Consider the following 20,763-nt stretch of genomic DNA (forward strand, 5'->3'; position numbering starts at 1 on the left):
GACGAAGCGGCCTGTGCCGCTGCCTTCGACGCCGCCGCCTGACCTTTCTCCAAGGTCCGGGCGCGGGCAAATTTGCCCCCCATTGTCGGACCTTGCCATGCTGTCCCTTCTTCAGGATCTCGACCTCGCCTTCGAGGCGGAGCAGTTCGCGCATGCGAACACGATCGAAGCCATCAACGCCGAAGCCTTCGGCCCCGGCCGGTTCACCCGGGCGGCGGAGCGCGTGCGCGAGCACAGTTCGCACGATCTCGCGCTGTCGCGCGTCGCCGTCCTGCGTGGCGAGGTGGTCGGCTCGGTGCGGTTGACGCCGGTGCGTATCGGCGAGAGCCCTGTCCTCATGCTGGGGCCGCTCGCGGTGCGGCCCGCCTTCAAGAAGCGGGGCATCGGCCGGATGCTGCTGGCGCTGAGCGCCGATGCGGCGCGCGCGGCCGGCGAGCGGGCGATTTTTCTCGTGGGCGACCGCGCCTATTACATGCCGCTCGGCTATCAGCCGCTGCCGGTCGGCTCGGTGACAATGCCCGGCCCGGTGGACGAGACACGGCTTCTGGGTCTGGAACTCGTGCCCGGCGCGCTGGATGGGGTGAGCGGCCAAGTTCTGCCCCGCCGCTGACGGGGTCGTTTCCCCGCGCCGTCGCCAGGCCATCATACCGTCAGAATGCCGAACTCACCCTTGAGGGTCGAGCGCCGACCGACATCGGCGCCGTTCTCGGAGAGCCAGTCGTCGGCGGCTTCGCGGCCGAGGTCGCGCAGGTCCGTGAGTTCGGACCAGCGCGTGTCCATCTTGCCAGCGCTGCCCCGGCGCGACATGGCCTCGCCCGCCTCGATCATGTGAAGGCGCAGACCCGCGATCCGCTGCATCACCGGGTTTTCGAGATCCGCGCCCTTCACCAGCCGCTGCACCTCGGTGAGCATGCGCAGGTCGCGGATCAGCGAGGTGTTGAAGGTGATCTCCTGCACCCGGCCCATGATGTCGCCCGGCGTTTCCGGCGAGCCGGCGCGGTGGAAGGGCGTCACCTGGATGATGAGAATGTCGCAGGCGCCGCGATCCTCCGCGAAGAAGGGCGTCAGCATCGGATTGCCGACATAGCCACCGTCCCAATAGGGACGCCCGTCGATCTCCACCGCGCGAAACACGTCCGGCAGGCAGGCCGAGGCCAGAAGCGCGTCGGCCGTCAGCTCCTCGCCCGAGAAGACCCGCACATTGCCGCTTTCCACATCTGTGGCAGAGACGAAGGTCGGCACGACGCGCTCGCTTTGCAGCAGCGGAAAATCGATCACCGCTTCCAAGACCGGGCGCAGCGCGTTGTCGGCCGGCAGGCCGAAACTATAGGGCGAAACAAGTTGCCCGAAGAGCTTCATGCGTTCGATCGCTTCATGCACCATGGAGCGGCTGAACGGGAAGAAGGGGAGGCGGTTTTCGGCCGCGCCCAGTGGCGAGCGGCGCGAGACCTCCTGCCATAGCGCCTCGAGCGTCTGGCGCGCCGCGTCGGGGCCCTCACTCAGTCCGGTCGCCAGGGCGGCGGCGTTCAACGCGCCGGCGCTCGTGCCGCTGATCGCCGCCGGCTGAAAACGGCCGTCCTCCAGAAGCCGGTCGAGCACGCCCCATGTGAAGGCGCCGTGCGCGCCGCCTCCTTGCAGGGCAAGACAAACTGCTGTCATACCGGCACGCTCTCCGCTTCACCGTCGCGTCTGTTCGTGGGAAGCGAGACGTTCGCAGATGCGAAATGGTTCCCCGTGAGGGTCGCGAGGGAGCCTCAGCGCCCTTCGCGATACCACGTGGCCGAAAGCGCCAGAAGCAGGACGGCGAGGCCGAGGAAACCGGCGAAGAGCGGCGTGCGATCGACCCCGCGCAGAACCGTTTCCTGCGTGGTGCGAAGGCCGATCCAGTCCCGCCCTTCGGCGTCCGCGCGCCCGGCCATGGGCACGATGCGGGGAACGGTGATGCCGCCTTGCGCCTCCGCCAGCCGCCGGACGCTGCCGCGCGTTTCGGACGCGATCGGCTGAAGCTTGGCGGTGGTCGAGATCGCCTCGCGATACTCGCGCGGGTTCACCGGACCGAGATTGGCCAGCGCTCGCAAGTCGCCGTTGGCGACCTGATAGAGACCGAGCTCGCCGGTCTGCAACCGCCCCTGCCATTCGCCGTTGCCACCATCGGTCAGCGTGACCTGAAGCGCCTGACCGGTGGGCGTCACCACTGTCGCCGGGCCGGGATCGCCGCCGATCGTGTGGCGGGTGATGAGAAGGTCGGAGTCGGAGCCTTCGGCGTCTAGCGCCTCTTCCTCCAGTTCGGGCTCCTTCATCAGCCAGTGCGCCAGCCGGCGGAACAAGGCGACATGCGGGCCGCCGCCCTCGTAGCCGCGCGACCAGAGCCAGCCCTGATCCGACAGAAGCAGAGCGACGCGGCCTTGGCCGGCGCGGTTCAGCACCAGGAGCGGCTTGTTGTCCGGGCCGGTCATGACCGTTTCGCCCTTGGTCTCACCCACGTCGATCGTGCGGAACCAGGGGCTCCAGTTCGGCGGCGAGACTTCCGAGCCCGGCAGGCCGCGCGTCACGGGATGCTTGCGACCGAGCTCCGAAAGAACAGGGCGATAGGCGCGCAGATCCACCTGGCCCGTCGGCAGAGCCGGCAGGATGGAGGCGAGCGGCGAATTGGCGACCGAGTCCGGGCCGGCATATTCCGGGCCGGAGGCGATCAGCATGGCGCCGCCGTTTTCGACATATTGGGCGATGTAGTCGTAGTAGAGCGTCGGCAGTACGCCCCGGCGCTGGTACCGGTCGAAGATGATGAGGTCGAAATCCTCGATCTTCTCGACGAAGAGTTCACGGGTCGGAAACGCGATCAGCGACAATTCGTTGATCGGCGTGCCGTCCTGCTTTTCCGGCGGGCGCAGGATGGTGAAGTGGACGAGGTCCACCGCCGCGTCCGACTTCAGGAGGTTGCGCCACGTACGCTCGCCGGCATGCGGCTCGCCCGAGACGAGGAGAACGCGCAGGTTCTCGCGAATGCCATCGATGACGGCGATCGCCCGGTTGTTGACGGCGGTGATCTCCTGCGGATCGCGCGCCGCCGAAAGCTCCACGATGTTCTTGCCCGCGCGCGGCAGGGTGATCTGTACCGAGGTCGGCTCGCCCGGCACCGCGCTCTGGCGCTGCACGAGGTCGCCATTCAGGAAGACCTGAACCTCGACCGGATTGCGCGAGGCGCGCGGCCCTTCTTCCACGACGCGATAGGTCAGGGTCTGCGGCTGCTCCACGAGGCCGAAGCGGGGGGCGGTGACGAGGTCGAGCCGGCGGTCGAACTCGTCGGGACGGCCCGTCACCAGCGCGTGGAGCGGCGCGTCGAAGCCGAGCGCGCCGGCATTGGCGGGAATGTCGTGGACCTGCCCGTCGGTCACCATGATGGCGCCGCCGACCCGGCCCGGCGAGACGTCGCTGAGCGCGGAGCGCAGTGCCCCGAAGAGAGCCGTGGTCGCGTCGCCGGTCCCTTCCGAGCGGGCATCGACCGTGCGGACCTCGAATTCCGGGAAAGCTTCCAGCCGCTGGCGCAGCGCGGCCACGGCCTCGTCTGTCTGCGCCGTGCGCTCGCCGATCGATTGGCTCTGCGAGCGGTCCACTATGAGGGCGACGACGCTCTTCAGGGGATCGCGCTGCTCGCGCAGGACGACGGGGTTGAGAAGCGCCAGGAGCAGCGCCGCGATGGCGAGAACGCGCAGCACCGCGCCGCGAAGGCCAGCGAAGACCAGCGCGGCGGCGAGAAACAGCGCGGGCACGCAAAGGAGGGCGAGAACCGTCCAGGAAAAGAAGGGCGCGAAGGTGATCGACCAGCTCATGCGCTACTGCCCCAACCGTTCGAGAAGCGCGGGCACATGAACCTGATCGGCCTTGTAGTTGCCGGTCAGCACATACATCACGATGTTGACCCCCGCCCGGTAGGCATAGTCGCGCTGGGCCGGGTCGGCGGAATCGGTCGGGCGCACGAAGAGGCCGCTGTCGTCCACCGCCCAGGCGCTGGCGAAATCGTTGGACGTGATCATGATGGAGGATACGCCGTCGCCGGCGCTGGCCGGACGGGCCTGCGCGTCAGGGTTTCGCGTCAGCGACTCCACCCAAAGGTCCGAGCCGGTGTGCCGGCCGGGAAAACTGTCCAGGATGTAGAAGGCCTTGGTCAGCACGTGGTCGGCGGGGACCGGCTCGAGCGGCGGCACGTCGAGATCGGCCAGGATGTCGCGCAGGCGGCGCTGGCCGGGCGAAACGGCGGCGCCGGACAGATCACCCGCCGCGTCGCCCTCCACGTCGAACAGGACCGTGCCGCCCTGCTTCATATAGGCGTCGACGCGGCTGATCGCGGCCTGCGTCGGCATGGGGGCGTTGGCGTGGACGGGCCAGTAGAGGATGGGAAAGAAGGAAAGCTCGTCCCGTTCGATATCCACCGCCTCGGGCTCGCCGGGCTCCAGCGCCGTCTTGGACGCGACGAACTGGGACAGGCCCGAAAGGCCCTGGCGAGAGATGCGGTCGGTCTCCGCGTCGCCGGTTTCGACATAGGCGAGATGGGTGGCTTCCGTCGCCTCGATCGCCTTCTGCGCGTCGATCCCGTCGAGGCCCTGCGTCGCCTCGTTGGGCGCGCGTGTCTGCGCGCGAGCCGGATCGGCCGGCCAGGCGAGGAGCGCGGCACCCAGCAGCAGCAAGGGCAGGGCGGAGGAGGGGCGGCGCGCGCCGGGCAAGCGGCGGCCGAGGCGGGACAGGCCCCCGTTCAGCCAGAGCAGCGCGAAGGCGTCGAGCGCGAACAGGGCCAGCGCGCCGGCAAAGAGCCAGGGGGTCAAGTCGGTGGCATCCTCCGTGCCATAGGCGCGCGTTGTGAGCGGCGCGCCGAGATCGAGTTCGGGCAGAGCGGAGAGCCGCGCATCGGCCGCCAGGAGGTTCAGCGCACGGTAGCCTTCCGAGGTGCCGTAGAGGCCAGGCGGATGGTCGGCCGAGGGAACGGGCGCCTCGCCGGCACGAACCGTCAGCGGCCGAACGTCCGGCCCTGGCTGCACGAGGCGGCCTTCGCCGTTCATGACACGATAGGGCGGCAGGACCTGCGCCCCGCCTTCGCCGCCCGCGGCGCTGGTGCCGCGCGACAGAGTGACGACGCGGCGCAGGACGTCCACGAAGGCGCCGGAGATCGGCAGGTTCGACCAAGTCGCTTCCGCCGTCGTGTGGACGAGGATGATGCTGCCGGCGCCGCGCGCGCTGGCGGTGATGATCGGGGTGCCGTCGGCAAGGCTTGCCCAGGTGCGCCCGGCCAGCTCCGCCGAAGGCTCGGCCAGGATCTGGCGCGACACGGTCACGTCGTCTGGGATCACGATGCCGGCAAGCGGGCTCTCGGGCGGGATGGGTGCCAAGCGCTGTGGCTCGGACCAGGACAGGGCGCCGCCGAGCTGGCGCTCGCCACCGCGCAGGCGCACCGGCACGAGATCGTCCTCGGCGGTGGAGGCGGCGAGACGCGGGCCCGCGAAGCGCAGAAGCACGCCGCCCTTCTCGACGAAGCCGGTCAGGGCCTCGCGCGCCGGCTCAGGCAGGACGCCAATGTCGGCGAGCACGATGATCGAGGGGTTCTGGCGCACCAGCGCGGGAACGGCCATCCCGAGATCGGCGCTTTCGGCGCGCACGAGATCGGCGAAGGGCTCCAGAGCCCGCGTGATGTAATAGAGCGGCGAAAGCAGCGGCTGGGCGAGATCGGCCGCTTCGCCGGACACGAGCCCGACCTTGCGGCGCTGGAAACTGTCGTCCACCAGCCGCACGGCTGCGGCGTCCCCCACGCCCTCACGCTCGATCCGGGCGATGTCGTTGCGCAGTTCCACGGGCACTTCGAAGCGCGCCTCGCCCGTGGCCGAACCGGCGGCGAAGGCGAGCGGCGCGCGGCCGATCTCGCGCTCCTGCGCGTCCAGCGCGCGTAAGGTCACTTCGGCGGGCGCGGCGCTTTCCCCATCGGGGCGAAGGCCCGCGACGCGCAGCGCCTCGGTGGCATTGTCGGCCGCCGTCAGGCCGACCAGGCCGGCGAGCGAGGGGCGATAGACCAGGGACTGAACGGGTGCTAGCGCGCGCAGAGCATCGGCCGCTTCGACCGTGCCTGGGGCGTCGAGCCCGTCGGTCAGAAGCGCAAGGCTGATCCCGCCCTGGCCGTTCAGCACGCTGGCAAGCCGCGCGGCGGCCGCCCGGCGGTCGACCGGGATGGGGCGGGGCTCGGCGGCTCCGAGGTGCTCCAGCGCCGTCGCGGCTTCCACGGGCGCCACGTCGTTGGACGGGCCCTCGGCGGTCAGCGCCAGCGACACCGGCCGCCCCGCTTCGCCCGCCTCGCGGATCAGCGCCTCGGCGGCCGAGCGGCGCGTGTCCCAGTCGCGCGCGCTGGCCCAGCCATTGTCGAGAAGCACCACGACCGGCCCTTCGCCGGTCAGCGCGCTTTGGCGCGGATTGAGGATGGGCGCGGCGAGTGCCAGGATCACGAAAGCGGCGAGCGCAAGGCGCAGCAGCGTCAGCCACCACGGGCTCTTCGAAGGCGTCTCCTCGCGCTTGGCGACGCGCTCCAGAATGCGCAGCGGCGGAAAGGCTTCGGTCTGCGGACGAGGCGGGGTGAGGCGCAGCAGCCACCAGATTACGGGAAGGGCGAGAAGTCCGGCCAGCACCAGCGGCGCGCCGAAGGACAGCGACAGACCCCCCATCAGGCGCGCTGCCCGCTCGGCGGTTGGAACTGTCCGCTCAAGCGACCATGCAGGGCCAGAAGCGGTTCGGAGGCAAGACGGTCGGTCAGGTGGAAGACATGGCTCCAGCCGATATGCCGGCAGTGCTCGGCCAGATGCGTTCTGCGCGCGTCGAACAGGGTGCGATACTCCTCGCGCAGGGTTTCGGCCCGGCCGGCCGTCAGCTTGGCGCCGGTCTCGGGGTCGCGGAACTCGGTGCGCCCGCTATAGGGAAAGGCGACTTCGGCGGGATCGGCGATCTGCACGAGATGCCCGCGCACGCCGCGCCGCGACAAGAGGTCGATCCGCGCCACCAACTCATCCATCGGGTCGAGAAAATCGCTGACGAGCACGACCTCGCTGAAGCGCTTGAAGCGCTCGCCGGCGGGAAAGCCCGTATCGGGCCGATGACTCACGAGCGCGCCGGCGATGCGCTCGGCGGCGTTGCGCGCGGAGATCGGGTCCATCACGTCGGGAAAGCCGATCCGCTCGCCCGAGCGCGACAGAAGTTCGGCCAAGGCGAGAACCAGCACCAGCGCCCGACTTTCCTTGGACACGAGGCCGGCCTGCGACTGGTAGAGCATGGAGGGCGAGGGGTCGGCCCAGAGCCAGACCGTCTGCGCCGCCTCCCATTCGCGGTCGCGCAGGTAGACATTGTCGTCGCGCGCCGAGCGTCGCCAGTCGATCCGCGACACGGGCTCGCCGTCGACGAAGGGTCGGAACTGCCAGAAGTTCTCGCCCGTGCCGCGCCGCCGCCGCCCATGCCAGCCGCTCGTCACCGTGGCGACGACGCGGCGCGCCTCCACCAGGAGGTCCGGCAGCAGCGCGGCGCGCTGGCGGGCGCGAAGCAACGCCTCGTCGCCCTGTGTCGCCTCGGCGATCCGCCCGATCGACGCCATAAGGTCAGCCGAGCCCGCGCACGAGGACCCTCACCACGTCGCGCACGCCCATGCCCTCGGCACGCGCCGCGAAGTTCAGCGCCATGCGGTGCTGCAAGATCGGCTCGGCCAGCGCCCGCACGTCGTCGATCGACGGGGCGAGACGACCCTCGTAAAGCGCGCGGGCACGCACGCAGGTCATAAGCGACTGCGAGGCGCGCGGGCCGGGGCCCCAGGCGATATGCGCGTCGGCTTCCGTCGAGCCGTGGCCTGGGCGGGCCGAGCGCACGAGGTTGAGAATCGCGTCCACCACCGTGTCGGGCACCGGCATGCGGCGCACCAAGGCCTGGATCTCGCGCAGGCGCTCGGCCGTCATCACGGCGCCGGCGCGCTCCTCCTCCACCCCGGTCGTCGCCATCAAGATGCGCCGCTCGGCGTCGAGCGAGGGATAATGGACGTCGATCTGGCAGAGGAAGCGGTCGAGCTGCGCTTCGGGCAGGGGATAGGTGCCCTCCTGCTCCAGCGGGTTCTGCGTGGCGAGGACGTGGAACGGAGCGGGCAGGTCGTGCCGCTCGCCGGCCACCGTCACGTGATATTCCTGCATGGCTTGCAGAAGGGCGGACTGGGTGCGCGGGCTGGCGCGGTTGATCTCGTCGGCCATCAGGAGCTGGGCGAAGACAGGGCCGCGCACGAAGCGGAAGGAGCGCCGGCCGGTCTCGTCTTGGTCCATCACCTCCGTGCCGACGATGTCGGAGGGCATGAGGTCGGGCGTGAACTGGACGCGCCGCGCGTCGAGGCCGAGCACGGTGCCGAGCGTTTCCACGAGCTTGGTCTTCGCAAGACCCGGCACGCCGACCAGCAGCGCGTGGCCGCCGGCCAGAATCGCCGTCAGCGTCTGTTCCACCACGCTTTCCTGGCCGAAGATGACGCGCCCCACCGCCTCGCGCGCCCGCGCGATATCGGCCAGCGCGGCTTCAGCCTGCTCGACCATGGCCTTGGGATCGAGAGCGGCGCTCTCCGGTGCAAGGATCGTCATGATGGTGGGGGTCCCTTCTCGCTCGTCGACCGGGGCCGAGGCGCCTTTCCCTCAGACTTAAGGAATGGCGCGATCGTGCGCTGGCAAGCACCTGGCGCGCAACTATTTCGTGACGGGGAAGCCCGACCAAAATAAGACCGGTCCCGCGGATGTGATCCGGGCGCGAACCCGAGACGTCCAGCGGCATAGGACAGGGGACAGCATGTCGCAAGCGAGTGAGATCAGTCTGGAGGCCCTGGCCGCGCGTGCAGAGCGCGCCGGGCTCTCCGCGCCGCCGGTGGAGCAATGGAATCCGTCCGATTGCGGGGCGATGGACCTGCGCATCCGGCAGGACGGAACCTGGGTTCACGAGGGGCAACCCATCCATCGCGAAGCGCTGGTGCGCCTTTTCGCCACCATCCTGCGGCGAGAGGCGGACGGTCGCTTCGTGCTCGTCACGCCTGTGGAGAAACTGACGATCGAGGTCGAGGACGCACCCTTCCTAGCCGTCGAGATGAGCGCAGAGAGCCGCGACGGCGCGCGCCATCTCGCCTTTCGCACCAATGTCGGGGATCTCGTGGAAGCGGGAGCGGAGCACTCGCTTCGCTTCGCTTCGGATGCGGACGGGTTTCGGCCCTATCTTCTCGTGCGCGGCGGCCTCGAAGCGCGGCTGACGCGCTCGCTCGCCTTCGACCTCGCGGGGCTGGCCGAGGAGCGGGACGGCCAATGGGGCATCGCCTCGGGCGGGGCGTTCTTCCCGCTACCGGACATGCCGGACCATGTCTGAGACGGCGGACAATTGGAGCGCGGCCGATGTGCGGCGCCGCGTCCTGGCGCGGGGCACGGCCGATCTCGAACATGACAGCGGCGACCATGTCCTGAACCCTGATCTCGAACAATTGGTGGAGCGCGCTGCGGCGCGCGAGGCGGCCGTTCTGGTTCCCATCGTGGACCGGCCGGAGGGCGCCACCGTCATCCTGACCACGCGCGCCACCGGGCTTCGCAAGCATTCCGGCCAGATCGCCTTTCCCGGCGGTTCGGTGGACCCGGAGGACGCGAGCGTCGAAGCCGCCGCCTTGCGAGAGGCGCGCGAGGAGATCGCGCTGGAGGAGAGCTTCGTCGAGACGCTCGGCCGCCTGCCGCGCTATCGCACCACGACGGGCTTTCGCATCACGCCGGTTCTGGCCATCGTGCGGCCGGGCTTCGCGCTGCGGCCTGACCCGGCCGAGGTCGCCGACATCTTCGAAGTGCCGCTGCGCTTTCTCATGGACGAGGCCAACCATCGGCGTGACAGCCGGGAGTGGGCGGGCCATATGAGGTTTTTCTACTCCATGCCCTTCGGGGACCGGATGATCTGGGGCGTGACGGCGGGCATCCTGCGCACGCTCTACGAAAGGCTCTACAGATCATGACACGCATCGACGCCGAATGGCTCCGCGACGAGACGCTCCAGCGGCTTCTGGCCTGCCTGTCGGTCGAGGGGGACGAGGCGCGGGTGGTCGGCGGCGCGGTGCGCAACGAGCTGATGGGCCGCGACATCACCGATATCGATATCGCGACGACCAGCGAGCCCGCGGAGACGGTGCGCCGCATCGAGGCCGCCGGGTTCAAGGCAGTGCCGACCGGCATCGAGCACGGCACGGTGACGGCCGTGGCGCAGGGGCGCCCCTTCGAGGTGACGACGCTTCGCCAGGACGTCGAGACCGACGGGCGGCGTGCCAAGGTCCGCTTTGGCAAGGACTGGCGCAGCGACGCCGAGCGGCGCGACTTCACCATCAACGCTCTTTACGCACGGGCGGACGGCGAGGTGGTGGACCTCGTCGGCGGGGTCGCCGATCTTGGGTCCGGCACGCTGCGCTTCATCGGCGACGCCGGGCAGCGGATCGAGGAGGACTACCTCCGCATCCTGCGCTTCTACCGGTTCTTCGCCTGGTACGGGCAGGGTCGGCCGGACGCCGACGGCATCCGCGCCTCCACGCGGCTGAAGGACGGGCTCGACCAACTATCTGCCGAGCGGGTCTGGGCCGAGCTGCGCAAGCTTCTGGGCGCCCCTGACCCCGGCCGCGCGCTGCTTTGGATGCGCCAGTCGGGCGTGCTCAGCCGCGTCCTGCCGGAAAGCGAGAAATGGGGCATCGATGCGCTGCCGGCGCTGGCCGAGACCGAACGTGCGCTCGGCTGGGCGCCAGACGCGCTGCGCCGGCTGCAGGCCATCGTGCCGCCCGACCCTGAGCGCATGGCCGCGCTCGCCAAGCGCCTGCGCCTGTCGAATATCGATCGCGATCGGATGACCGCCTGGGCCATGGCGGAAGAGCCGCGCGCCGACGAGTCCGACGGCGCGTTTCGCGCTCGTCTCCTGTTTGGCAACCGCGCGGCGATCGTGGACCGGCTGCGCCTGCGCCTTGCCAGCGCGCGGGCCAAGGCGGGATCGGACAGTTCGGGGCTGGAGGTCCTGGCGCGCCTGTCGACGCGGCTGGCCGAGGCCGAACGGTTCGATCCGCCGGAATTTCCCGTGTCGGGCCATGATCTGGCGGAGCGCGGCATCCGGCCCGGCCCCGATCTCGGCCGCCATCTCGACGCGCTGAAGCGGCGCTGGGCGGAAAGCGGCTTCACGCTGAAGCGCGAGGCGCTTCTGGCGTCTGTCTCGCCGGATTAGATATGACACGCGGCAACAAAAAAGCGGGCCGCTTGCGGCCCGCCGACATGTGGCTAACGAGAGTGTCGCCTCAATGGGCGGTTTCGTGAAGGCCTTGGCGGAACGCGTCCATCATTCGGGGCGTGATGGTGGGAACGCCGAGTTGTTTGGCCTGCTCCACCGCGCGGCGGATGACTTCCGCCTGGGACTCCGCACGAATGACACGATCGCAGCCTGGAATGACACCGGAACAATTGAGTTCGAACATGCGAAGCCTCCCTGGTCGGAATGGTCAGGCAGGACCGATGAAAGGTCGCGCTGACGGTTTGACGAGTCGGCTCGGGATCGGCTCGACGCACGGTATATCCCAAAAGCCGCACGCACTGCCCACAGGTTGTCCTGGGTAAACTGATGTTAACAGGCTTCGACGAATTGTGAACCACCCCATTGAGCAGAAGCGGGCATTGTCCATCAATTTTTTCTTAACTGGCTCTCGGTCCAAACCGGAAAGACTGAATTACTCGTACAATATCTTTGTCGAGAGAGTGTCCGTTATAATCGTTCCAAGACTAGTCGCTTACGGCCATTTCACCAGGGGCGGCAAAGAGGAGAGGATCGAGTTGACGTTTCCGCCCGTGCGCAGGCCGAACAGCGTGCCCCGGTCGTACAGGAGGTTGTACTCGACATAGCGCCCACGGCGCACCAGCTGCTCGTCGCGATCGGCTTCGGTGAAAGGTTTGGTCACGTTCTGCCGCACGAGATGGGGGTAGACCACGAGGAAGGCCTTGCCGACATCCTTGGTGAAGGCGAAGTCCGCTTCCCAGCCGCCCTTTTCCTCCGGCGCATGCAGCCAGTCGTAGAAGATGCCGCCGACGCCGCGCGCCTCGTTGCGATGCGGAAGAAAGAAGTACTCGTCGCACCAGTCCTTGAACCGACCATAGTCCGCCACGTCGGAATGCCGCTCGCAGACGAAGCGAAGCGCCTTGTGGAAGGCCTGGGTGTCGGGGTCTTCCTGCGTGCGGCGCCGGTCCAGGGTCGGCGTCAGATCGGCCCCGCCGCCGAACCACTGGCTGGTCGTGACCACCATGCGCGTGTTCATGTGCACCGCAGGCACGTTGGGATTGCGCATATGCGCGATCAGCGAGATGCCCGAGGCCCAGAAGCTGCGATCGCTGGTGGCACCGGGAATCTGCTTGGAAAAATCCTCCGACAATTCGCCGAACACCGTGGACGTGTGCACGCCCACCTTCTCGAAGACGCGGCCATGCATCATCGACATGACGCCGCCGCCGCCTTCCTTGTCGCGGTTCCAGGGCGTGCGTTCGAAACGGCCGGCGGGCAGGCCCGTCTCCTCGCCGAACTCGTCCTCGAGCTGCTCGAAACTCTGGCAGATCCGGTCCCGAAGGGCCTCGAACCAGACGCGGGCCAGTTCCTTTTTCTGGTCGATCTCGGCGGGAAGGCCTTGGGGCAGTTCGGGGCGATCCATCCTGCGCGTCTTTCCTTTGCCTTCGCGGCCCTTTGCCTTCGCGGTTGACCCGCGACGCTCTGGCTCTTTCTCAGATTTTGCCGCGTTATCCCTGGCAAGGCGTGGCCGCTTTGCCTGGAAATGCTCTAACAGCAAGTCCTGACATGGAAAAGCCGGGTTCTTCCGCACTGCCAGACGATCCACGGTTTCAAGCCCGGCCGACTCCTCAAGGCGCGCGCGCTCTCCATATAAGGAGTGCGGTTAGACTGGGGCCAAGCCTGAACGTGACCTCTGGACGCCATCACAAGCCTCCCCTGGACGGTCTCCGGCGGCAGCTGCGCCGGGGCAGGGCGCCGCGCGCGGGCCAGCCGAGCGATCCGTTCCTGCGCGAGACGTTTACCCTGCCGCGCGAGGAAGCGCGAACCAAGGCGCGCGAATGGTTCGAGCGTTTTCCGAAGGCCGCCTATTGGACGCAGGTCGAAAGCTGGCGGCTCCTGCCCGGCGGCGAGGTGGAGTTCACCATGCGCCGACTGCCGACCGCCGACTAAATTCTCTCACACCCGAAGCTGCCGCAGCGCCTCGCCCGCCACCATGGCGGCGCTGACCGCCAGATTCAGCGAACGGGCGCCGGGCTGCATGGGGATTGTCACGCGAATGTCGGCCAAGGCATGCACGGTCTCGGGCACGCCCGCGCTTTCCCGCCCGAAGAGCAGGATATCGTCGCTGGTGAAGGCCACGTCGCGATAGTCCGTCGCGCCGCGCGTCGTGGAGAGCACGAGCCGGCGGCCGGATTGCCGCCGCGCCTCCTGGAAAGCCTCGAAATCCACATGCCGCACCAGCCGCGCCATTTCCAGATAGTCCATGCCCGCGCGTTTCAGATTGCGGTCCGACAGGTCGAACCCTGCCGGCTCGATGATCTCGATGTCGAGCCCGAGGCAGGCGCCGAGACGCAGCAGCGTGCCCGTGTTGCCGGCGATGTCGGGCTGATAAAGGGCGATCGAAAGGGGCATGGCGGCATCGTCTCATGGAGAAATCGGCGGGAAGTCGGCGCCCGGGCACGTGTCATTGTCATGAAAGCGCGGCGGGACTGCCTATATGAGCGTCATGATCCTGTTTCGGAACCGCTCAGGCTCCGGCGCGGGCGCGTGCCTTGCTGTATCGGACCGGCCTCATGTTTTCCTATTTCGAACGCCTCGTCGACGCCTTTCCGCAGGAGCGGGCGAGCCCGCCCTCGACCCTCTTCGGCTTCATCTGGCACTACGCGCGTCCGATCTGGCCGCTGCTTCTGCTCTATGCCATCGGCACCGCGCTCGTCTCGGCGATCGAAGTCTCGCTTTTCGGCTTTCTCGGGCAGATCGTCGACTGGCTGTCCTCGACCCCGCGCGAGACCTTCCTGCAGACCGAGGGCTGGCGTCTGGCGCTGATCGGCGGCGTGGTGCTCCTGGCTTTGCCGCTCCTTACCTTCGCTTCCTCGCTCATCTCGTTCCAGGCGATCTTCGCCAATTTTCCGATGCGCTTTCGCTGGAGCGTCCACAACTGGCTCCTCAACCAGTCGCTCGGCTTCTTTCAGGACGAGTTCGCCGGGCGCATCTCCACCAAGCTGATGCAGACCGCGCTTGCCGTGCGCGAAACGGTGATGAAGTCGATCGGCGTGATGCTCTACGTCTTCGTTTACTTCACCGGCATCCTGGTAATGATCGCCTCCGCCGACTGGCGTCTCGTGCTGCCCTTCGTGGTCTGGCTCGGCTTCTACATCATGCTCCTGCGCTTCTTCATTCCGCGTCTGATGCGCGTTGCTTCCGAGCAGGCCGGCGCGCGCGCGGCGATGACGGGCCGGGTGGTCGACGCCTATTCCAACATCGGCACCGTGAAGCTCTTCGCCCATACCGAGCGCGAGGCGGTGCATGCTCGCCGCTCCATGGAAGGGTTCCTGGTCACGGTGCGCGGGCAGGCGCGGCTCATCAATCTCTTCTTCTCGACGCTCTATTTCCTGAACTCGGTTCTGCTCTTCTCGGTCGGCACGGTCGGCATCGCGCTTTGGGTGAACGAGCTTCTCAGCGTCGGCGCCATCGCGGTCGGCCTCGGCCTCGTTCTGCGCCTCAACGGCATGAGCCAATGGATCATGTGGGAGGTGTCCGAACTCTTCGAGAATATCGGTACGATCCGTGACGGCATCTCGACCTTCACCCAGCCCGTCGCGCTGCTCGACGCGCCGGGCGCGAAGGCGCTGGCCGTGCGCGAGGGCGAGGTGCGGTTCGAGAAGGTCGGCTTCTCCTACCGCTCCGCCGTGTCGCATCGCGCGGCCGGCCCGGTTCTGCAGGATTTTACCCTGACGATCCGCCCCGGCGAGAAGATCGGCCTCGTCGGCCGCTCGGGCGCGGGCAAGTCGACGCTGCTCAATCTTCTCCTGCGCTTCTACGACGTGGAAAGCGGGCGCATCCTGATCGACGGGCAGGACATTTCGAAGGTCACGCAGAACTCGCTGCGTTCGCAGATCGGCGTGGTCACGCAGGACACCTCGCTCCTCCACCGCACGATCGGCGACAATATTCTCTATGGACGGCCGGACGCGACGCCGGACGATCTCGCCCGCGCCATCGAGCGGGCGGAGGCCGGTGAGTTCATCGCGGCTCTTTCCGACAATGACGGGCGCAAGGGGCTCGACGCGGAAGTGGGCGAGCGCGGCGTCAAGCTCTCGGGCGGTCAGCGCCAGCGGATCGCGATCGCCCGCGTCATGCTGAAGGACGCGCCGATTCTGCTTCTGGACGAGGCCACCTCGGCGCTGGATTCGGAGGTCGAAGCGGCGATCGCGGAAAATCTCTACCGTCTGATGGAAGGCAAGACCGTCATCGCCGTCGCCCATCGCCTTTCCACCATCGCCGCGCTCGACCGGCTCGTCGTGCTCGACAAGGGTCGCATCGTGGAACAGGGGACGCATGCCGAGCTTCTGGAGCGCGGCGGTCTCTACGCCTCGCTCTGGCGCCGCCAAGTCGGCGGCTTCCTGGATGCGGACGACGAGGGAGAAGACCTCGATCGGACGCGAGCCGCCGAATGATGGAACGGGTTCTCAAGCGTTTCGAGCGCGTCATCGATCCTTATGGCGAAGGTGGCGCGGAAGGGGCGGGCGCGCGCCGCGTCGGCGCCCTGCCGCCGCTGCCGAGCGAGACCAACCGCTTCATCTGGCACTTCGCGCGCGAGGCGAAAGGGCCGTTCCTGGCGCTTCTGGTCACAGGTGGGCTCACCGGCGGCGTCGATGCGCTGCTTTATGCCGCGGTCGGCTGGGTGGTGGACGCACTGGGCTCCTCGTCTCCGGCCACGCTGATCGCCGACCATTTCGGCCTGCTCGTCGGTCTGGCGCTGCTGACGCTGGTGTTTCGCACGGCGATCCTGTTCGCGGCCTCCGTGCTCGAGCAGCAGATCGTCGTGCCCTCGCTCTACAATCGCATTCGCTGGCAGGCCTATCGCCGGCTGATGGACCAGTCCTACACGTTCTATCAGAACGACTTCGCCGGCCGCATCGCGCAGAAGGTGCAGCAGGTCGGCGAGGCGACGGGCGATTTCATCGTCACCACGCTCCAGACCTTCTGGAGCTTCATCACCTTCGCGGTGCTCGCCGTCGCCATCCTGGGCGCCATGGACTGGCGCATGGGCGTCGTGCTCCTCGTCTGGGCGGTGGGCTATGGTTGGATCGTGCGCCATCTTCTGCCGCGCATCCGCCGCTCCGGCCGCGAAACGGCCGACGCGCGCTCCGTCATGTCCGGCCGGATCGTCGACAGTTTCACCAATATCCTCGCCGTGAAGCTCTTTGACACGTCGCGGCGGCAAGACGCTTTCGTGCTCGACGGGTTCCGCCGCTTCGTTGATTCGGTGCGCTCCATGACGCGCGCCATAACTGCCGTGCGAACGGCGGTGGCGCTGCTCAACGGCGCGATGATGACGGCGATCGGTGCGCTGGCGATCCAGTCCTGGACGGCGGGCGGCGCCAGCACGGGCGATGTCGCGGCCGCGCTCGGCCTCGTGCTGCGGCTCAACCAGATGAGCGGCTGGATGATGTTCAACATCAATGGCCTCGTACGCAACTACGGCACGATTCAGGACGCGGTCGGCACGGTGACCCTCGCGCCGACCCTTCTCGACCGGCCGGAGGCTCCCGATCTCCAGCCCTCCGGCGGCGCGGTGGAGTTCCGCAATGTCACCTTCCATTATGGCAAGGGCGGCGGGATTATCGAAAACTTCAATCTGCGCGTGAGAGCCGGCGAGAAGATCGGTCTCGTCGGACGTTCGGGCGCCGGTAAGACGACGCTCGTCAACCTGCTCCTGCGTCTCTACGACGTCGAGAAGGGACAGATCCTCGTGGACGGGCAGGACATCGCGGACGTCGCTCAGGCTTCGCTGCGCGGCGCCGTCGGCGTCGTCACGCAGGATACCTCGCTGTTCCACCGATCGATTCGCGACAACATCGCCTATGGCCGGCCGGAGGCCTTGGAAGCCGAGGTGGAGACCGCCGCGCGCCGGGCCGACGCGCTGGACTTCATCCAGCGCGTGCGCGACCCGAACGGGCGCTCGGGCATGGACGCCTATGTCGGCGAGCGCGGCGTCAAGCTCTCGGGCGGCCAGCGCCAGCGTATCGCCATCGCGCGCGTGTTTCTGAAGGACGCGCCGATCCTCGTTCTGGACGAGGCGACCTCGGCGCTCGATTCGGAGGTCGAGGCCGCCATCCAGGACAATTTGAGCGCGATGATGGAGGGAAAGACCGTGATCGCCATCGCGCACCGCCTTTCCACCATCGCCAGCCTCGACCGGCTCGTGGTGATCGACGGTGGGCGGATCGTGGAGGAGGGGAGCCATGCCGAGCTGGTTCGGCGCGGCGGTCTCTACGCCTCGCTTTGGCGGCGGCAGTCAGGCGGTTTCTTGGCCGAGGACGCGGCGGAATAGACCAGCCGGACCCGCTGGTGGGTCTTTCCTGCCAAAACCCGTTGCCAGGCGCGCAAAGCTTTCGCGAGGGCAGCGACAGAGTGGCTTCTGTTGCCGTCTCAGTCTGGACAAGTTCCAATGCGCCGCATAGAAAAATGGCCGAAAACAGGGCTTCGCGCCCCGTTGGCCGGTTTGTCTTTTGGGGGGCTTGCCGGCAGTGACGATCGGATCGGGGCGCTCACGCCCTTGGTTCTCGAACTAGGGGGAGGGACCCGTGAGCGTCGACCACAGCAGTGAACCCACTCGACGGGATTTTCTCTTCATCGCCACGGGCGCGGCCGGTGTCGTGGGCGTTGCATCCGCCGTCTGGCCGTTCATCGACCAGATGAATCCGGACGCCGCCGCCCTCGCGCTCGCGCAGGTCGATGTCGATGTGTCCCAGGTGGCCGAAGGGCAGTCCATCACCGCCAAATGGCGCGGCAAGCCGATCTTCATTCGCCAGCGCACGGCGAAGGAAGTCGAGGAGGCGCGCGCCGTCTCGCTTGGCGAGTTGAAGGACCCGATCGCCCGCAACGCCAACATCCCGGCCGATTCGCCGGCGACGGACGTGAACCGCACCGTGGTGGGCCGTGAAAACTGGCTCGTCATGGTGGGCGTGTGCACGCATCTCGGTTGCGTGCCCAATGGCAAGTCGGGTGACTACGACGGCTGGTTCTGCCCTTGCCACGGATCGCACTATGACACCGCCGGCCGCGTCCGTAAGGGACCTGCGCCGGAGAACATGGCGATTCCGCTCTACCAGTTCACGACACCCACCACCATTCGCATCGGCTAAGGGAGAGGCAACCGATCATGAGCGGTCATTCGTCCTACGTGCCGTCGAGCGGCGTGATGCGCTGGCTTGATGCGCGCCTCCCGCTGCCGCGGCTTCTCTACGATTCCTTCGTGGCCTTTCCGGTGCCGCGAAACCTGAACTACGCCTATACGTTCGGTGGCATCCTGGCGCTGTTCCTGGGCATCCAGATCCTGACCGGCGTCGTCCTGGCGATGCATTACGCCGCCAATTCCGGCATCGCCTTCCAGTCCGTCGAAAGCATCATGCGCGACGTGAACTGGGGCTGGCTCCTGCGCTATCTCCACGCCAACGGCGCGTCCTTCTTCTTCATCGCCGTGTATATCCACATCTTCCGTGGCCTCTACTACGGCTCTTACAAGGCGCCGCGCGAGGTACTCTGGATTCTCGGCGTCATCATCTTCCTTCTCATGATGGCAACCGCCTTCATGGGCTACGTCCTGCCCTGGGGCCAGATGTCCTTCTGGGGCGCCACCGTCATCACCGGCTTCTTCACCGCCTTCCCGGGCGTCGGCCATGCGATCCAGACGCTTCTGCTTGGCGGCTTCGCCGTCGACAACGCGACGCTGAACCGCTTCTTCGCCCTGCATTATCTCCTGCCCTTCATGATCGCGGGTCTCGTGATCCTGCACATCTGGGCGCTGCACGTGACTGGCCAGACCAACCCGACCGGCGTCGACATCAAGTCGTCCAAGGACACGGTGCCCTTCACGCCGCATGCGACGATCAAGGACGGCCTCGCCATGATCGTGTTCCTGGCCGTCTTCTCCTATTTCGTCTTCTACATCCCGAACTATCTCGGCCATCCCGACAACTACATCCCCGCCAACCCGCTGCAGACGCCGGCGCATATCGTGCCCGAATGGTACTTCCTGCCGTTCTACGCCATGCTGCGCGCCATCACCTTCAACGTCGGGCCGATCGATTCCAAGCTCGGCGGCGTCTTGGTGATGTTCGCCTCGATCATCATCCTGCTCTTCCTGCCTTGGCTGGACACGAGCCGGGTGCGCTCGACCAACTACCGGCCGATCTACAAGATCTTCTTCTGGATCTTCGCGGTGAACGCCGTGATCCTGGGCTGGCTCGGCTCGCGTCCCGCCGAGGGCATCTATCCCATCCTCGCGCTGATCGGCACGATCTACTATTTCGGCCACTTCCTGATCGTGCTGCCGGTGCTCGGCCTGATCGAGAAGCCGTACAAACTGCCGAACTCGATCACCGAAGCCGTGCTCGCCAAGAATGGCGGCAGCCGCTCCGTGCCCGCGGGCGCGACGGCGACGCCGGAAACCAAAGGCTGATGGCGCGGGGGGAAAGCACTGCCATGAAGAGACGTCTTGCAGCCGCTCTCGCGGCCTGTCTCCTGGGCGTGGCCATGCCGGCCATGGCGCAGGACGCCGCAACTCCGCCGGCCAGTGTGCCGGAGGTCGGCCAGCCGCCGGGTGCGGCGCCCGAAGCCGGGAGCGGCACGGAAGCAGCCCACGCCGAGGGCGGTGCGGCCGAGCACGGCACGCCGCACTACCCTCTCAAGAAGCCTCAGCTGCTCAGCTGGAGCTTCGCCGGTCCGTTCGGCCATTGGGATATCGGGCAGCTCCAACGTGGCCTTAAGGTCTACAAGGAGGTGTGCTCGGCCTGCCACTCGATGAATCTGGTGTCGTTCCGCAACTTCACCGCCCTCGGCTATTCCGAGGCGCAGGTGCGTGCGCTGGCTGCGCAGTATCAGATCACCGACCCGGCGCCGAACGCCCAGGGCGAGATGTTCCAGCGGCCCGGCATCCCGGCCGACCGTCTGCCCGCGCCCTTCCCGAACCCAGAAGCCGCAGCGGCGGCGCTGGGCGGGGCCCATCCGCCGGATCTCTCGCTTATCGCCAAGGCTCGCGCGGTGGAGCGTGGCTTCCCGACGTTCGTGTTCGACATCTTCACGCAATATGCGGAAGGCGGCCCGAACTACGTCCATTCGCTGCTGACGGGTTATGGCGAGACGCCGCCCGAAGGCACGGTGGTCCAGCCAGGCACCTACTACAACCCGCATTTCATCTCCGGTCCGGCGCTCGCCATGGCCCCGCCCTTGAGCGACGGTCAGGTCGTCTATGACGATGGCGCTCCGCAGACCCTGGATCAGTATGCGCGGGACGTTTCGGCCTTCCTCATGTGGACGGCTGAGCCCCATCTCGTGGAGCGCAAGGCGACCGGTCTCGTGGTGATGATCTTCCTGATCGGCTTCGCGATCATGCTGCGGCTGGTCAAGAAGCGGATCTGGGCCGGCACGGCGCACTGACGCATCGTCGCCTCG

The 20,763-nt window shown here is 67.6% G+C and carries 18 protein-coding genes; 10 read left to right on the forward strand and 8 right to left on the reverse strand.

Annotated features, from left to right (window positions below; all coding sequences use genetic code 11):
- Positions 1–97 precede the first annotated feature (97 nt).
- The gene (locus tag M673_RS08130; protein ID WP_061977732.1) at positions 98–610 is read left to right on the forward strand and encodes a GNAT family N-acetyltransferase; all 513 of its coding nucleotides are present in this window, start codon (positions 98–100) and stop codon (positions 608–610) included.
- 32 nt (positions 611–642) lie between these two features.
- On the opposite strand, the gene M673_RS08135 is transcribed toward M673_RS08130, so the two are convergent.
- The 5 genes from M673_RS08135 to M673_RS08155 all read right to left on the reverse strand — a co-directional run bounded on the left by M673_RS08135 (position 643) and on the right by M673_RS08155 (position 8,630).
- On the reverse strand, positions 643–1,659 hold the full coding sequence (locus tag M673_RS08135) for a patatin-like phospholipase family protein (RefSeq protein WP_082639236.1): 1,017 nt from the start codon (positions 1,657–1,659) through the stop codon (positions 643–645).
- 95 nt (positions 1,660–1,754) lie between these two features.
- The gene (locus M673_RS08140; protein ID WP_061975197.1) at positions 1,755–3,830 is read right to left on the reverse strand and encodes a hypothetical protein; all 2,076 of its coding nucleotides are present in this window, start codon (positions 3,828–3,830) and stop codon (positions 1,755–1,757) included.
- A 3-nt stretch (positions 3,831–3,833) separates the two neighbouring features.
- A complete protein-coding gene (locus M673_RS08145; RefSeq protein ID WP_061975198.1) occupies positions 3,834–6,698 on the reverse strand; it encodes a DUF4159 domain-containing protein in 2,865 nt (954 codons plus the stop codon).
- A complete protein-coding gene (locus M673_RS08150) occupies positions 6,698–7,615 on the reverse strand; it encodes a DUF58 domain-containing protein (protein WP_061975200.1) in 918 nt (305 codons plus the stop codon). The genes M673_RS08145 and M673_RS08150 overlap by 1 nt, the downstream gene beginning before the upstream one ends.
- A 4-nt stretch (positions 7,616–7,619) precedes the next feature.
- Complete coding sequence (locus tag M673_RS08155; protein ID WP_061975202.1) at positions 7,620–8,630, reverse strand: AAA family ATPase; 1,011 nt, start codon at positions 8,628–8,630, stop codon at positions 7,620–7,622.
- A 202-nt stretch (positions 8,631–8,832) separates the two neighbouring features.
- Between M673_RS08155 and M673_RS08160 the strand changes: the two genes are divergently transcribed.
- The 3 genes from M673_RS08160 to M673_RS08170 are packed head-to-tail and all read left to right on the forward strand — an operon-like array spanning position 8,833 to position 11,262.
- Complete coding sequence (locus M673_RS08160) at positions 8,833–9,396, forward strand: DUF1285 domain-containing protein (protein ID WP_061975204.1); 564 nt, start codon at positions 8,833–8,835, stop codon at positions 9,394–9,396.
- Complete coding sequence (locus M673_RS08165) at positions 9,389–10,021, forward strand: CoA pyrophosphatase (RefSeq protein WP_061975206.1); 633 nt, start codon at positions 9,389–9,391, stop codon at positions 10,019–10,021. Before M673_RS08160 ends, M673_RS08165 begins: the two co-directional genes overlap by 8 nt.
- Positions 10,018–11,262: a CCA tRNA nucleotidyltransferase gene (locus M673_RS08170; RefSeq protein ID WP_061975208.1), complete on the forward strand. Its 1,245-nt coding sequence runs from the start codon at positions 10,018–10,020 to the stop codon at positions 11,260–11,262. Before M673_RS08165 ends, M673_RS08170 begins: the two co-directional genes overlap by 4 nt.
- A gap of 70 nt (positions 11,263–11,332) precedes the next feature.
- Here M673_RS08170 and M673_RS23600 read toward each other — a convergent pair whose 3' ends face one another.
- Together M673_RS23600 and hemF are read right to left on the reverse strand one after the other, a co-directional pair.
- Positions 11,333–11,509, reverse strand: coding sequence for a DUF1059 domain-containing protein (locus M673_RS23600; RefSeq protein ID WP_082639238.1), 177 nt, complete (start codon positions 11,507–11,509; stop codon positions 11,333–11,335).
- Between the two features lie 309 nt (positions 11,510–11,818).
- Positions 11,819–12,727 carry an oxygen-dependent coproporphyrinogen oxidase gene (gene hemF / locus M673_RS08175; RefSeq protein ID WP_061975210.1) on the reverse strand — a complete coding sequence of 303 codons (909 nt, stop codon included), beginning with the start codon at positions 12,725–12,727 and terminating at the stop codon, positions 11,819–11,821.
- A 263-nt stretch (positions 12,728–12,990) separates the two neighbouring features.
- Between hemF and M673_RS08180 the strand changes: the two genes are divergently transcribed.
- Entirely contained in the window at positions 12,991–13,254 is a 264-nt protein-coding gene (locus M673_RS08180; protein ID WP_061975212.1) for a hypothetical protein, read from the forward strand.
- Between the two features lie 6 nt (positions 13,255–13,260).
- Here the strand turns inward: M673_RS08180 and M673_RS08185 are convergent, their stop codons facing one another.
- The gene (locus tag M673_RS08185; protein ID WP_061975214.1) at positions 13,261–13,716 is read right to left on the reverse strand and encodes a tRNA (cytidine(34)-2'-O)-methyltransferase; all 456 of its coding nucleotides are present in this window, start codon (positions 13,714–13,716) and stop codon (positions 13,261–13,263) included.
- A gap of 161 nt (positions 13,717–13,877) precedes the next feature.
- Here M673_RS08185 and M673_RS08190 point away from each other — a divergent pair, with 161 nt between their 5' ends.
- From M673_RS08190 to M673_RS08210, 5 genes are all read left to right on the forward strand, one after another.
- On the forward strand, positions 13,878–15,761 hold the full coding sequence (locus M673_RS08190; RefSeq protein WP_061977733.1) for an ABC transporter ATP-binding protein: 1,884 nt from the start codon (positions 13,878–13,880) through the stop codon (positions 15,759–15,761).
- On the forward strand, positions 15,758–17,641 hold the full coding sequence (locus M673_RS08195; protein ID WP_061975216.1) for an ABC transporter ATP-binding protein: 1,884 nt from the start codon (positions 15,758–15,760) through the stop codon (positions 17,639–17,641). The genes M673_RS08190 and M673_RS08195 overlap by 4 nt, the downstream gene beginning before the upstream one ends.
- 253 nt (positions 17,642–17,894) lie before the next feature.
- Positions 17,895–18,455, forward strand: coding sequence for a ubiquinol-cytochrome c reductase iron-sulfur subunit (gene petA / locus M673_RS08200; RefSeq protein ID WP_061975218.1), 561 nt, complete (start codon positions 17,895–17,897; stop codon positions 18,453–18,455).
- 17 nt (positions 18,456–18,472) lie between these two features.
- Positions 18,473–19,771, forward strand: coding sequence for a cytochrome b (locus M673_RS08205; RefSeq protein WP_061975220.1), 1,299 nt, complete (start codon positions 18,473–18,475; stop codon positions 19,769–19,771).
- Between the two features lie 23 nt (positions 19,772–19,794).
- The gene (locus tag M673_RS08210) at positions 19,795–20,748 is read left to right on the forward strand and encodes a cytochrome c1 (protein WP_061975222.1); all 954 of its coding nucleotides are present in this window, start codon (positions 19,795–19,797) and stop codon (positions 20,746–20,748) included.
- Positions 20,749–20,763: the final 15 nt, after the last annotated feature.

Origin of the sequence: Aureimonas sp. AU20, from assembly GCF_001442755.1 — a bacterium.
In the GTDB taxonomy this organism is placed as follows: Bacteria; Pseudomonadota; Alphaproteobacteria; order Rhizobiales; family Rhizobiaceae; genus Aureimonas.